Source organism: Bacilliculturomica massiliensis, from assembly GCF_900605495.1.
GTDB lineage: Bacteria > Bacillota > Clostridia > Peptostreptococcales > Anaerovoracaceae > Bacilliculturomica > Bacilliculturomica massiliensis.
The window spans coordinates 20967-34551 of record NZ_LR027602.1 but is presented as its reverse complement, the minus strand read 5'-3'; the positions used below and the strand labels follow the sequence as shown (position 1 = coordinate 34551).

General features: G+C 51.3%; 10 protein-coding genes. 3 read left to right on the top strand and 7 right to left on the bottom strand.

Features of this window, described 5'->3' with window-relative positions:
* Positions 1 to 237 precede the first annotated feature (237 nt).
* The 5 genes from E0E37_RS06835 to E0E37_RS06815 form a co-directional block, all read right to left on the bottom strand.
* Positions 238 to 1725 (bottom strand): sigma-54 interaction domain-containing protein, encoded by a 1488-nt coding sequence (locus tag E0E37_RS06835; protein ID WP_330548553.1) that lies wholly within the window; start codon positions 1723 to 1725, stop codon positions 238 to 240.
* Positions 1719 to 3137, bottom strand: a complete 1419-nt coding sequence (locus tag E0E37_RS06830) for a sigma-54-dependent transcriptional regulator (protein WP_130862297.1) — start codon at positions 3135 to 3137, stop codon at positions 1719 to 1721. The genes E0E37_RS06835 and E0E37_RS06830 overlap by 7 nt, the downstream gene beginning before the upstream one ends.
* Positions 3134 to 5521: an ATP-binding protein gene (locus E0E37_RS06825; protein WP_165445252.1), complete on the bottom strand. Its 2388-nt coding sequence runs from the start codon at positions 5519 to 5521 to the stop codon at positions 3134 to 3136. Before E0E37_RS06825 ends, E0E37_RS06830 begins: the two co-directional genes overlap by 4 nt.
* Before the next feature lie 195 nt (positions 5522 to 5716).
* Entirely contained in the window at positions 5717 to 7066 is a 1350-nt protein-coding gene (locus tag E0E37_RS06820) for an APC family permease (protein WP_130862295.1), read from the bottom strand.
* Positions 7067 to 7105: 39 nt separating this feature from the next.
* Positions 7106 to 7804, bottom strand: coding sequence for a cysteine hydrolase family protein (locus E0E37_RS06815; RefSeq protein ID WP_130862294.1), 699 nt, complete (start codon positions 7802 to 7804; stop codon positions 7106 to 7108).
* 525 nt (positions 7805 to 8329) lie between these two features.
* Here E0E37_RS06815 and E0E37_RS06810 point away from each other — a divergent pair.
* From E0E37_RS06810 to E0E37_RS06800, 3 genes are all read left to right on the top strand, one after another.
* Entirely contained in the window at positions 8330 to 8647 is a 318-nt protein-coding gene (locus E0E37_RS06810; RefSeq protein WP_130862293.1) for an ArsR/SmtB family transcription factor, read from the top strand.
* 759 nt (positions 8648 to 9406) lie between these two features.
* Positions 9407 to 10759, top strand: coding sequence for a sigma-54 interaction domain-containing protein (locus E0E37_RS06805; protein WP_130862842.1), 1353 nt, complete (start codon positions 9407 to 9409; stop codon positions 10757 to 10759).
* A gap of 485 nt (positions 10760 to 11244) precedes the next feature.
* Positions 11245 to 11514, top strand: coding sequence for a hypothetical protein (locus E0E37_RS06800; protein WP_130862292.1), 270 nt, complete (start codon positions 11245 to 11247; stop codon positions 11512 to 11514).
* A 67-nt stretch (positions 11515 to 11581) separates the two neighbouring features.
* On the opposite strand, the gene E0E37_RS18530 is transcribed toward E0E37_RS06800, so the two are convergent.
* Positions 11582 to 12232, bottom strand: coding sequence for an ATP-binding protein (locus tag E0E37_RS18530; protein WP_165445251.1), 651 nt, complete (start codon positions 12230 to 12232; stop codon positions 11582 to 11584).
* 131 nt (positions 12233 to 12363) lie between these two features.
* On the bottom strand, positions 12364 to 13410 hold the full coding sequence (locus E0E37_RS06790) for a tyrosine-type recombinase/integrase (RefSeq protein ID WP_130862291.1): 1047 nt from the start codon (positions 13408 to 13410) through the stop codon (positions 12364 to 12366).
* Between the last annotated feature and the right edge of the window lie 175 nt (positions 13411 to 13585).

The window sequence follows — 13585 nt, the reverse complement described above, 5'->3', positions numbered from 1 at the left end:
GGCGCACGTCTTAATATATACGCAAGTACCATGCCAACGCACAATATTTCAGACAATTACGGCAATCTTGGCATTTTACTGAGTATTCCTTCTGTTTATATAAAAATACGCCGGAGATCTTTCGGCGTATTTTTTTTCGTTGGTGAAACGTGTCACAAAACGATCATGTTTTTCACTTAATTTCGACACTTGGAAGCAAAAATATTTGCATCAATTGCAAATATTTTTGCGCTTATTTTATTTTTTCCCTTGTTTTTCCGTTTCCATTTTATACTTCTTTATTTTGTGCTGAAGGGTCTGACGCTTGATTTTCAAGCTTTCAGCGGCTTTTGAAATATTCCCCCCCTGAGCGACCAAAGCGTTTTCTATCATGCTTTTTTCTATTTTTTCTAAATATTCGTCCAAGCCCCCGTCCTTCAGCTCATAGATGTCCTGCTGAGGCAGGGCCTTCCGGCGGTTGACGATGAGGTGCTTGTCTGTGAGCACGTGCTCGTCCTCAAGGGCCATGGACACTGCGGACATGATGATATTTTCCAGTTCCCGCACGTTCCCCGGGTAATCGTAATCCAGCAGTTTTTCCTTGGCCTTTTCCGAGAGCATCCAGACTTCCTTATTATATTTTTTGTTGTGCTTCTCCAGAAACTTATCCGCCAGCAGCAAAATATCGTCAGGCCGTTCCCGCAGAGGAGGTATGTCGATCTGTATGATATTCAGACGGTAATAGAGGTCCTTCCGCAGCTTCCCGCTCTGGATCAGCTCCTCCGCCGGCTCGTTGATGGTGGCGATGATCCGCACGTCGATGGGAATATCCTTAGTTCCTCCCACCCTCCGGATGTAATCCTCCTGCAGGACCCGCAGCAGCTTTCCCTGCAGTTCGTAGGGCATGGAATTGATCTCGTCCAGAAGCAGCGTGCCGCCGTCGGCCTGCTCAAACAGCCCTTCCCGGTCCACCGCCCCTGTAAATCCGCCCTTGCTGGTACCAAACAGGATGCCTTCCAGCAGACTGCCGGGCAGCGCCGCGCAGTTCTGCGCAAGAAAGGGCTTGCTCTGACGGTCGCTGTCAAAGTGGATGCTCTGTGAGATCAGCTCCTTTCCCGTTCCCGTCTCGCCGTAGATCAGAACGGAAGCCGAGCTTCTGGCCGCGCGCCTTGCCAGCGTGATCGTATCCAGAAACTTTTCACTCTCGCCGAACAGGTTATCAAAATTGTATTTCTTAATGCGGTGTTCCTTTGCCACCTGGGGACAGTCGATCTCCTTGCGCAGTTCCAGAATGGTATTGGACATCTTCTGGATATCCGTGATGTTTTTTGCGATCTCGATAGCCGCTACCAGTTCGCCGTCCTTGACCACGGGGACAGTGGTGTTTACCGTAGTGATCTCCCTGCCGTCTTTGTTCAGATAAGTCTGCTCCTTTTTCAGTGTGGTCTTACGGAATTCCAGAGCCTGCATCAGCGTGCTCTCTCCGTCCTCGAAGTTTTTGAATACCTCGGTAAAGGGTTTGCGCAGTACATCCTGGCTCTCCATTTTCTCCAAACGGGCCATAGCCTTGTTGTATATGATACTGTTCCCTTCCGGATCGACAACGTGAACGCCTTCGTCCATTATCTGCAAAATTCTTTGCAGTACTAATATGTATTCCTTGTTCTTCATAACACCGCCGACTTTCTCTTCTTCTCTCTCGTTTCTTACAATATCATCTTCTTCCATTTTATACTGTTTTACCATTTTAAATCAATGCCATAATCTTTTATTTTTTTATATAGGTTTTTCCGGGCCAGATTCAGCTCAAGGGCGGTCCTCGTCACATTCCACTCGTTGTGATCTAAAGCCCGGAGGATATACTGCTTTTCAAACTCTCTGCGGGCCGTAGCCAGGTCGGCGCCCTCCATTCCCCTGACCGCTTCTTTGAAGCCCGGCCACGCGGAGGCCGGATCCATCACCGCATTGATCATGGAATGGGATCCGGTGGTCTCAAGCAGGATCATATCCTCCTCGATCACATCTCTGTCCGTAAGTACGACGATCCGTTCAATAATATTGCGCAGTTCGCGCACATTGCCCGGCCAGTCGTAGCGGCAGAGTTTTTCCAGAGCCCTCTCGCTCAGGCGTATCCGCGGTTTTTTCACGTCGCTGCAGATCCTCATGATAAAATACTCCGCCAGCAGACGAATATCGTCCTTTCTCTCCCTCAGAGGCGGTATGTGGATGGGCACCACATTGATCCTGTAAAACAGGTCTTCCCTGAATCTTCGGTTCTCGATCTCCCTGCGCAGGTCCCGGTTGGTGGCCGCGATCAGACGAAAATCCGTCTTGATGGTAGAAGAGCCTCCCACCCGCTCAAATTCCTTCTCCTGCAGCACCCGCAGCAGCTTGGCCTGAGTGCCCGGCGGCAGCTCTCCGATCTCGTCCAGAAGCAGCGTTCCCCTGTTGGCCATCTCAAAACGGCCCTTCCGCGTGCGGTCAGCCCCTGTAAAGGCTCCTTTTTCGTGGCCGAAGAGCTCGCTTTCCAGCAGATTTTCGCTGAGTGCCGCACAGTTTACCCTCACAAAAGGCTGGGGCGCCCGCCGGCTCTGATAGTGGATCATGTTGGCCAGGATCTCTTTTCCCGTGCCGCTCTCCCCTGTGATCAGCACAGTGCTGTCCAGGGGCGCCACGATCCTCACCTGATTGCGGATATCTTCCATCTTGATATTGTTTCCGATCAGAGGTTCCCGCTCAGACAGTTCGCTGATGTGCTCCCTGAGCAGAGAATTTTCTTCCCGAATAGCAAAGATATCGTAAGCCCTTCTGACGTTGAACAACAGCTCGTCGATATTGACGGGTTTCACCATATAGGTGAAGGCCCCCTGATGGACAGCGTCCACCGCTCCGGAGACGGAACCCTCGGCAGTCAGCATGATGACCTCGATAGCCGGCTTTTCATTTTTGATCTCCCGCAGGAGCTGCATACCGTCCATCCGGGGCATGATAATATCGGAGATGACCACCGCCACCGTGCTCCTGCGGATCGCCTGCAGCGCCTCCATGCTGTCCGAATAGGCGAGCACGTTAAAATGATTTACTTCGAAAATCTTTTTGTAAACCTTCAGCAGATTGACGTCGTCGTCTATGATCAAGATCGGATTTGTATTATTCATTTCGATTTCTCCAAATCTTTTTTAACCGGCAGGGAGACGGTAAAGGTCGTTCCCTGCCCGACGCGGCTTTCCACATGGATCTCCGCTCCTATTTTATCGGCCAGCATCTTTGTGATCCAGAGCCCCAGCCCTGTGCCCTTCTCCTCTTTCCCACGAGAGAAAAACGGCGTGAAGATCTTTCCCAGATCTTCCTCCGGTATACCGCTTCCATCATCCTCCACAGAAAGCAAAAGGCGGACCCCATTCTGTCTTTTGAGATAGCTCCCCTTTATCTTTACCGTACCGCCCGGGGCGATGGCTTCCAGGGCGTTGTTGATCAGGTTCTGCAGAATATTTTTCAGCGGTTCCGCGGCGCCGTACCAGATCAATGGATCCGGGCTGAATTCTTTTACAACGCTGATCTCGTCGCGGATGCGGTCGCGGTTGGTCAGGATCAAAAGCTGATTGATGATCTTGGTGATATCTACAGAGCAGTCCTCGTCTCCGGACTGGCTGGAGAAATCCAGCAGACTGGTGATGACGCGCTCTGCGTTAGCCGTAGCCTCCGAGATGGTATCCAGGGTCTCATCCACATTTTCATCCCTTTCCGGCTGCGTATAAATGCGAAGCAGGTACAGCGCCCCTTCTATGACCGCCAGTGGATTCTTGAGTTCGTGGGCCACGGCGGAGGATATCTGGCCGATCCCTGCCAGCTTTTCCGACTGCTGCAGCTCCTTTTCGATGAGGATGTTCTCCGTGATAGGCTGCGCAAAGAGAACGACGCCCTCCACCTTATTATCCTCGCCGAAGATCGGATAGTAAGTGTTGCGGTAGATCTCATCCCCCACCAGTTTCTGTCTGGCGGCTCCTGTCTCTCTGGCCTCCGCGATGGCGTCCAGCGGACATTCGGCGCAGCGCTGGTCCCGGCCTCCAAAGATCTGATAACATTTTTCTGTGGGCCGGCCATTTTTTTGCATTCCGTCTATGAGAAGCTGTCCCTCCCGGTTCACCGTGCGGATGCTGCCGTCCTTGGCGATGATCATGAGCACGCCTGAGATGCTGTTAAAGATACTCTCGATCTCATTGGTCTTCTTCTGCAGTCTCGTGGTGTATGTATTCAGCTTATCGCTCATAAGGCAAAACGCCTCCGAGAGGATCTCGATCTCACTGAAGCCCTCGATAAAGCTGGTCTTGCTGAAATCGCCTTCCGCCACGCCCTGAGCCTGGGCCACCAGATCATTCATCGGCCTTGAGTATCTGCGGTACAGGATCACGGCGAACACGATCAATGCCAGAGTAGTAGACAGAAGGAAGGTGATCATATTGTTGGTCTTCAGACGGTTTACCGCCTGATATTCGCTGTTGTTGATCTCCACCACCAGCGTCCAGGGCTGCCCCTCGATGGGCGCGTAGGCCAGCGTCTTTTTCGTTACGTTCCGCCCGTCTTCCTGATCATAGCAGGAGACCACCCCCCTGCCCTTGTCCAGAAGGCCTTTCATGACGGTCCGCATCCCGGAGGAAAGCTTGTCGTCGTCAAATATATTTTCCATATAGAGCTCTCCGCCGGCGCCTGTCTTTGTCACATAATCGGGATGATAGATGATATCCCCCGTGTTTTCGATCAGATAGATCTTTGCCGACTCGCCCAGAGAAAAATCTACAAAAAACTTCTGGCGCAGCGTCTCAATATTGATGTCGGCGCTGACGATGCCCAGAAGCCGGTCTTTGTCGTACACGGGATGAGAGCAGGATATGGTCCAGCCCGTTCCCAGATAGTCCACATAAGGCCGGGTCCAGACCGTCTTTCGCTGGGGATTGTGTTCCGCGTCAGCCATCACATAAAATGTATCAGTCTTCTGCTGGTGGTTCGGGTCGAACACTTCCATGGAAGGGTGAGGAGCGCAGCGCAGCAGGCCCTCCTCGGTGGAGATGTACACCCACTGGGTCAGAGGCTGCCGCTCTTTAAACGTCTCAAACAGCGGATCCAGATGAGCGGTGGCGTTGATCTCGTGTATCACCTGCTCCGTCACTTCAACGTTGGCGGGGAAAAAGATCCCGCTGCCCGCGGAGTCCCCGCCCTGGGGCTGTATCCGATACAGGATCCCATTGGCGGCGCGCTGATATTCCTCCGACAGTTCGTCCGGCGTGTCCTCCGACTCTAGCAGATAATACCTGGCCCACGACGCCAGATTTTCAGTCTCATAGGAAAAAGTAGTCAGCGTCAGGGAGATGACATTGGCTTTCTCAAAAGCGATCTCCTTGATGCTGGCCTCCGTGCTTTTCTGGGCGGCCTCCCTGTCCTGGTAAAATACGTACGCGGCAAAGACGAAAAGGGATGTCAGATTAAAGAGTATAAAAACGACCAGAATATTAATGACCAGTGAGCTTCTGCCCAAATACTTCATATCACTTCTCCATACCGGCTCATTCCTCAGATCTTTATCCATGTCTTTTACCCTTTATTATACCACGATGGCCTAAGGCCATCGTGGTATAATCCGCGCGTGCGTGTGCTGCGCACCGAATCAAAAGAAAAGGGGAGAAAGGGTCTGCGCTTTTTCTGACGTCGCCGTGGCCCCGCTCCCCTTTCTCAATTAAATTTATTTCTGGTTGTCCGGAGAAATGATCAATGCGCTCCAGTTTTCAGGATCTGTCTTCTGCTTATGTCTGGCGTACATCCAGAAAGGCACGCCCAGAGCCAGATACAGGCCCAGCACCACCCAGGCGCCGGCGTCCATAGCCATTACGGACGAATAAATGACCCAGATCGTAAAGATGAGCGAGATCACGCCAAACAATCCGGCTGCCTTCACCTCATATGGTCTCTCCCAATCAGGCCTGGATTTACGCAGTTTCATAAAGGACAGAGTGACCATTAAATAGATGACGCCCGCCGCTACGCCGTAGATCGCATAGATATAGTTGATCCAGGCTTCCGGGGCGAAGACGGTGAAATACAGCGACAGGATGCCCACCACCACGTTGGCGCGGAACGGCTGGCCCGCGTCGTTCAGCGCGGAGAAAAACGGCGTGAACTGTCTCTGTTTGGAAGCGCCGTAAAGCGTTCTGGAGGCGCACAGCCAGAAGGAAGACAGGGTCGTCAGACAGGTCAAAGTACCCATGACGACGATGACGATGCCCAGCCAGTGCATGCCGATGATATCCGCCACTCTGGGATCCACGATGTCTGTCTCCGCCACCCACTCGTTGGATACGATACCGCCGACTCCGATGACAGCCATGCTGTAGATCAGTACGGTAAAGAACAGCGAACCCACGAATGCGATCCACAGCTTCTTCTTGGGGAAATTGGACTCTTCGGAGAGCTGGGGGATCAGATCGAAACCTACAAATTTCATGATCAGCAGGCCTACCGCCGCGCCGTATCCGGAAAAGCCGTTAGGGAACCAGGGGCTCAGATGTTCAAAGCTCCACTGCTTGCTGCAGATAAAGATGCAGGATGCGACCAGTGAGACCACCAGCGTGCTCCAAAAGAAGATAGACTGCATTCGGGCCAGCAGCTTTAATTCCCGATTCGTCAGGAAAAACCAGATCACAAGAATGACGGCCGCCACGATCTTGGTCTGTACGAAGGTGACCGGATAGAGATAGCCGATCATGCTTGCGATACCGTAAGCCACGGTCGGCATGGCCATCACGTACAGGAGCATGACCCCCCAGCAGGAGAACCAGCCCGCGTTCCAGCCAAAAGCGTTGGATACCCAGATATTTTCACCGCCCGCGTAGGGCAGCATGCTGGTCATCTCCGAATAGATCAGACACAGCGGCAAAACCAACAGTCCACAGGTTATCAATGAAAAAATTGCGCCCGGTCCGGATAGCTCGAACCAGAATTTGATCTCCACCATCCAGGCGGCGATCATGCCGCCTGCCGCCATGGAGATCAGGTTTGTCAGCTTCAATTCTCGTTTTAATGTATTTTCAGGCATGACTTACCTCCCTATTATTATGTAACGATGATACGGTTCCTACGAGTATTTCTCGATCAGCTCAATGGTCTCATCCGTGCTCATCACGTCGCAGTAGATAACGCTCATGATCTTAAGCTCCGCATCATGCAGCTCCATGCTCCCCGCCGCGCAGGCGTCCTCCACGCAGATGACCTTGAACCCGTCGTCCGCCAGCCCTCTCACAGTAGAAGCCACGCACTGGTCTGTCACGATGCCTGTGACAACCACGGTCTCGATTCCCATAAACCGCAGCAGGGTCAGGTAGTTCGTTCCTGTGGTCACGCTGTCCGTCGTCTTGTTTACCACGATCTCCCCAGGCAGCGGCGTCAGCTGATCGATCATCTGGGCTGCAAAGCTGTCCACAGGAAGCAGCATGCCGTTCCAACCCTCAGATTTCTGCACCGGCGAGCGGTCCTCTCCATCTGGACGCAGACAGGCGATCCTGCCGAATGTGACTGTCATGCCGTGGTCTCTGAAATACTTCAGCAGCTTTTGATTGTTGGGGATCGTGGTGTTGTCCAGCCGGTCGTGGAATGGGATCCACCGTTCCCACTCTCCCGCTTCCTGAAACGCCAGCGCCTCTCCAAAATTCCGCAGCACGAATTCATTCTGCATATCTACGATCAAAAGGGCCGTTTTCTTTGGATCCAGCACCGTCTCCTGATGGTCCGTTACCGTCTCGTAATAAAAGTTTACATATTTGTCCTTCGGTTTCATCTTCTACCTCCGTCATTTTACTGAGAACGCGGCCGCATTCTTCTGCTTGATCACGTCTCTATATAATCGCAAATAAAATGCCAAAAAATAAAATAGTCTGAAAAAATAATTTTTTCAGAGCTCAGATGTTGCAATTTAAACATTTCATTTTTTTCAGCAGGCAAAATCAAGGATACTTTTCCCAGGAAAAGTTAGAATCTGTATTGTTTCTAAAAGGTAACACTTTGACCGCCTCTGTTACGTTTTCGTAACGGGTCTTGGACAAAAAAATATTTTAATTCAATGTCGAAATATGGTTATCTTTGTGTTATACTGGACAAAGTATCGTTTATTGCTTATATACCTTCAGTTGACAAAAACACCCGCGGTCATCAGAGACGGATCCCGTTCAACGGGACGCTTTGAAAAATGCAGACTCTGACCAGACGTGCGCGTATCTGCCCGCTGAAGACAATGCGGAGCGACAGGCCCATCCGTTGGCTTTCAGATCGCCGCCGCTGCCCGTAACTGACAAAGGAGGCTTCCATGAGACTGAGAAAAGAATCCGACGACATGCAAGAAGAAGAAATACTGCTGGTGGCCAGAGTATCCGACGCTCTGGCCCACCCCGCCAGAGTTAAAATATTCCGCTTTATTTACGTGGCAAACAGAAACCGGGAGACCGTCTGCAATAAAGACGTCGTGGCCGCGTTCAATTACTCCCAGGCCACCATCTCGCAGCACATCAAAAAGCTGGTGGAGTCTCAGCTGATCCAGGTGAAGAAAAATGATAAATTCTCTATCTACTATGTGAACATCGGCATTCTGGGCAAATATATGGATGCGGTGAAGAAGTTTCAGTAACAGCCCCCTATTCGCCCTACGGGCTCACTTTCACAAGGTAAACTTTTTTGAAACATACGGAAATATCAGCGAACGATATTTCCTATGTTATGTGAATCCCCCCTTTATCCTCGTTCAAAGTAAACAGCAGATCCCCGCATGATCGATTATAACGCCTGCGCATACTCTGGTTTTCATCATTCCTGCTCATTTACCTGCCTGCAGGCGCAGGCTTTTTGGTAAATACGAGGATCGCCCGGACACAGGAGCGGACTTTTTTCTTTTTTCGTGCTTCCAGCACCTGAAAAAGAAAAAAACGGCCGGCGCAATCGGCGTTTTAATTATTTCTCCTGTCGTTTTATGTCGCTTTTTTCTTTTTCAATATGATTTTGCGTTAAAAACGAAAAGTATTTTCTATATTTACTATGTAAAGTATATATTATCCATTTTCTTTTCGTTTTTGAGCCTCTTTTTTCGGCAAAAAGAAAAAATCGGGTAAAACGATCTGCATGCTTTCCTTTTTAGGCCGGCCCCGATCACTGCCTCGCCCATATTTCAGTGTTCAGAAGATCTTTGCCCAAATTCGTTTGTTTACGCCCAGGAAAAATCCAAAATGTCTGACGGAAGTTCCGATCTCAAAGGACTGTCGTTCTACAGGAATCAGCCAGAAGCGGCAGCCTGTGGAGAGTTTTTTCCATTGGCTGAACGAGAAGATTGTTGAGTCCCACATTGTGTGTTAGACTGAAGTTTATTTAAATCTAACAAGAGGTGGGAAATACTATGAACTATTTGAACAGCAAACTTCTGAATCCCTTCACACGGCAAGCATCTGCAGCGATCGCCTCAATACTCCGCGTTCCGGTGGACATCACCACCGTCGGACGCGCATCCCTCCGGGTCATGCGGCGTCGGTCCGCGCTTTCTGCGGAAGATCTGCTTATACCTATTATGCTGGAAAATCAGAACATAGGCGTGATCGCCCTTTACGCCGTCACAGACGAACAAAAAAAGATCCTTGCGGAAAACCGTTCTGTCTACACGGAATTTCTCAAGCTTCTGGCGGAGCTGCTGGCTGCAAAATTGGAATGCACCCTCCGCGCGGAACAGCCGGCACGCTTGGAAAAGACCGGGCATCCGTCCGATTTGGGTCTCGCCTTTGAAGATATCCTGGGAAACAGTCAGGAACTCATCCGCTGTATCGAAATTGCAAAAAAAATATCCGGATCCCGCTCCTCCGTGCTCATCTCAGTCGAAAGCGGTACCGGAAAAGAGATGTTTGCCCAGGCCATCCACAACGCGGGCAGCCGCTCGAAGAAAAACTTTGTGGCGATCAATTGCAGCGCCATCCCCGACGCATTGCTTGAAAGCGAGCTGTTCGGCTACGAGGGCGGTTCCTTCACAGGCGCAAAAAAAGAAGGCCGCTCCGGCAAATTCGAGGCAGCCAACGGCGGTACTCTGTTTTTAGATGAAGTCGGGGACATGCCCATACAGTTGCAGGCCAAGCTGCTGCGGGTCCTTCAGGAGAGAACGGTGGTACACCTGGGCAGCTCCCGGCCCATCCCCGTAGACGTCCGGATCATCGCGGCCACCAATCAGGATCTGGAAGAACTGATCTCCGAAAACCGGTTTCGCAAAGATCTCTACTACCGGCTCCACGTGATCCCCATCCGCATCCCCCCTCTTCGGGAGCGAAAGTCCGATATTCCCATGGTGGCCAGATATCTTTTGAGCAAGCAATGCCTGCTTCTGAATAAAAACATCACACAGCTGGCGCCCACAGTCCTGGATCTTTTTCTGAAGTACAACTGGCCCGGAAATGTGAGGGAGCTTGAAAATGTCATCGAATATGCCGTCAATATGGAGCCCGGGACAGTGATAAGCGATCAGAGCCTGCCGTCCTACCTGACCGCAGACCGCACAGAACCCGTCTCGGAGATAGTTCCTGTCCCCTCCGCCCTGCCGTCCCTGCAAGATTCTATAAAAGATCGCTCCCGTGCGCTGGAGCAAAAAGAACTGTACGACGCCCTGTGCATTTTTGGACGCAGCACAAGCGGAAAGAAACAGTGCGCAAAATATTTAAACATATCTTTGAGTACGCTTTACCGCAAGCTGCGTCAATACGGACTGAACTGACGGCCCCTCTTCCACAAAGCGGACGTTTCACAGTTAAACTTTATCATCAGGCAGTACACGGATCTCCACCGCCTCTCCTGCTTGCAGGACGGCGCTCTCATGTTCTTCAGCCCCACACGCAGACCTGTGTACAGAGCAAAAAAATTTATATGTATAGCCCGCTGCGTAGATCTGGCTGCCATTAGAAGGATTTCTACCATATCAACCATATTAACAATCTGTACGGTCAGGGGAGAGCGCAAGAAACCATTACATGTTCTTGCTACTAGGTATTTGAAGCTCCACACATATTGGTTTGTTTGGAAGTACAAGCACAAGAACATGTCCTCCAATATACGTGGCAAACTGTTGCTTTTAGATAGCTTTTCAAGTAGAATCATCTATGCACAAGATGTTCCGCAATACTGTGGCTATTTAAGTGGTATTTTGCTTTAAGGGAGCAACACCAGCATATTCAGAATATCAATATTAGTATTGGAGGTTTTATGGATTATAAAAGAAGTTATCTGGTTTTGAAAATCTGCGTAATTGGTGGTGCTATCATATCATTTATTGGGTGTAGCCTTTCAATGAAAATTGGGTTATTCGGAGCCATAGTTGGTGGCATTGGACTTGCTGGCATGGTGTATGGGTTGATACAAGCGGTTATCTTCTATAAATGTCCAAAGTGTGGAAAGCCGTTCAATATAAGAGGGCGCAGACCGGATTATTGCCCTTGCTGTGGTCATAAACTTGAGCAAGAAATTAAGCCATAGTTTATGAAATCGCTTTCGTGCAGTAATCTCAGGTATTTTACAGAAATTTTTTTTGATATTTTCTCACCTATGTCTCCTGACAAGACACGATCCACTTTCCCTTTTTCGTGGATCCTTCCCGGTGCAGCACACCTTTCTGCTGTAGGCTTTTCATAATTTTTCTGATCCATGCTTTTGAATATCCCAGCTTATCTGCCGCTTCCTGCTGAGTGATTCCCGGCTGTTGTATTAAAAGCTGGATCAATCTCTCCTCTGCATTTCCTGTGCTGCTTTCCGTGCTATCTTCTGTGCTACTAGTGTGGGTTTCTGTGCTAGTTTCTGTGCTACCAGCATGCATTTCTGTGCTATCTTCTGTGTCACGGGGCTTATTTCTATAAAGCGTAATTCGGAATCCATTTCCAAATTCTTCTATTCCCGGCTCTTTCAAACCGTACTCCTGACAGCTTTTCCGGATCCTGCCCAACCCTGTGCCCCATGCTTCGATCATGCCCATATAATAAGAAGCCTCTGAGACAGCTGCATTTCTGCACTTTGATTTACCCGCAAGCGCGGCTTGCATATCCAGTCCGCCATATAACATGCCGGGGGACAGGACTTCTATTCTGTCATCAAAGATAGAGACCTGAATGCAGGACAAATTGATATGTCTCGTTGACAGGAGTCGCTGCACCGCCGCGTCCGAAGCAAAAAGAAAAAGATCCGCAGTCGATTCTCTCAATCGCCCGGGATCTTTCTCTTGTGTGGAGGCTGCAAAACCTGTGGGGGATCCTGCAGCTTATCTATATATTCGGATCATCCTTTCCATCTGTGTGGGCAGACAAAAAGGTCCGGATATATCTGCTTTATCGTTTATCGTTGTGCCCGGCCCGGCATCAGGCCGCCCTCTGTCTCCAGGCATCCTTCGTACTTTCTCAGCAGCGACGCCATGCTGATTCCCAGATTGTTCTTTACCTCAGTCATCTTTCCCGCCCGAAGTCCTTCCGCTGCGTAGGTATCCCGCAGCACGCTGCAGGTCAGATCTTCGATCCCTGCCTCCCGGCCCTGATCCCTCAGATATTTCTGGTATCTCCGCGGCTCAAAGAAGGTCTCGAACTCCGGGTCCCCGTTCAGCACAAAGCCCTGACCGCGGCCCTCCCCGCCTCCTTTCAGCGCCTTGCAGCTGCCGCCCAGCTCTTTCACAAGCACCGGCGTCAGGGTGACTGTCCGCGGCGACGACGCTTCAAACAGCGTTACCTCCGTTTTTCGCCTCTCCTCTTCCTCCAGCCCCCCGCGCTTCTTTCCCTGCCCGGAAGTACTCTGTGAGGCGGACACCCGCTGCAGGATGCGCTCGATGCGCAGTTCTCCCCGCTCCAGCGACACGTCCTCCCAGCGGAGTCCCAAAAGCTCCCCGATCTTCAGTCCTGTATGTAAAATGATCAGCGCCCCCAGATCCGCTGTCCCCGGTCTTGCCGACCGCTCCAGTCTCTTCTGTTCTTTTCCTGTCAGGATACGGATCTCCGGTTCCCTCTTCTGCTTTGTCATCAGGCGAATGCGCGACAGCCGGCAGGGGTTCTGCTCCGCCAGCCCGCACTGCACCGCCACGCTCAGCGCCGCTCCCAGCACGGTCACGTACTGATCCACCGCTCCCGGGGCCGCCCCCTCCCTCACTCTTGCCGCTATGTAGTCGTCGATGTCCTTTCCTGAGAGACTGCGCACCGGCAGTTCCCCCATGGACGGGGGAATGTGATCCCGCGCCACCCGCAGGTAGAGATCCGCCGTGGATCTTGCCGCGGTCTGTTCCACATACTCCGTGTACCACAGATCCAGCCAGTCTCCCAGCGTCATCCACAGCTCTCCCGAGATCCGCTCCCGCAGGTTCCGAACCGCTTCCTCTGTTTTCTTCTGCTTTTCTGCCATCTCCGCCTCCCTTCCGCTGCTGTCCGCAGCGGCTATTCTCTTCCGCCGCGGACGGCGGCGCGTCTCCGGTCCTCACATGTATGCTCCTCAGAGCGCACATGTCAAAACGGAGAAATGTGATCTCTTCTGACGTTTCCTGATCCATCCCACATAAGGGCCCGGATCGATTCCCCCC

Excerpts from the sequence above, each read along its gene's own strand:
- E0E37_RS06835 (WP_330548553.1), bottom strand. The coding sequence starts at position 1,725 with ATGGTAAAACAGTATAAAATGGAAGAAGATGATATTGTAAGAAACGAG.
- E0E37_RS06830 (WP_130862297.1), bottom strand. The coding sequence starts at position 3,137 with ATGAATAATACAAATCCGATCTTGATCATAGACGACGACGTCAATCTG.
- E0E37_RS06825 (WP_165445252.1), bottom strand. The coding sequence starts at position 5,521 with ATGAAGTATTTGGGCAGAAGCTCACTGGTCATTAATATTCTGGTCGTT.
- E0E37_RS06820 (WP_130862295.1), bottom strand. The coding sequence starts at position 7,066 with ATGCCTGAAAATACATTAAAACGAGAATTGAAGCTGACAAACCTGATC.
- E0E37_RS06815 (WP_130862294.1), bottom strand. The coding sequence starts at position 7,804 with ATGAAACCGAAGGACAAATATGTAAACTTTTATTACGAGACGGTAACG.
- E0E37_RS06810 (WP_130862293.1), top strand. The coding sequence starts at position 8,330 with ATGAGACTGAGAAAAGAATCCGACGACATGCAAGAAGAAGAAATACTG.
- E0E37_RS06805 (WP_130862842.1), top strand. The coding sequence starts at position 9,407 with ATGAACTATTTGAACAGCAAACTTCTGAATCCCTTCACACGGCAAGCA.
- E0E37_RS06800 (WP_130862292.1), top strand. The coding sequence starts at position 11,245 with ATGGATTATAAAAGAAGTTATCTGGTTTTGAAAATCTGCGTAATTGGT.
- E0E37_RS06790 (WP_130862291.1), bottom strand. The coding sequence starts at position 13,410 with ATGGCAGAAAAGCAGAAGAAAACAGAGGAAGCGGTTCGGAACCTGCGG.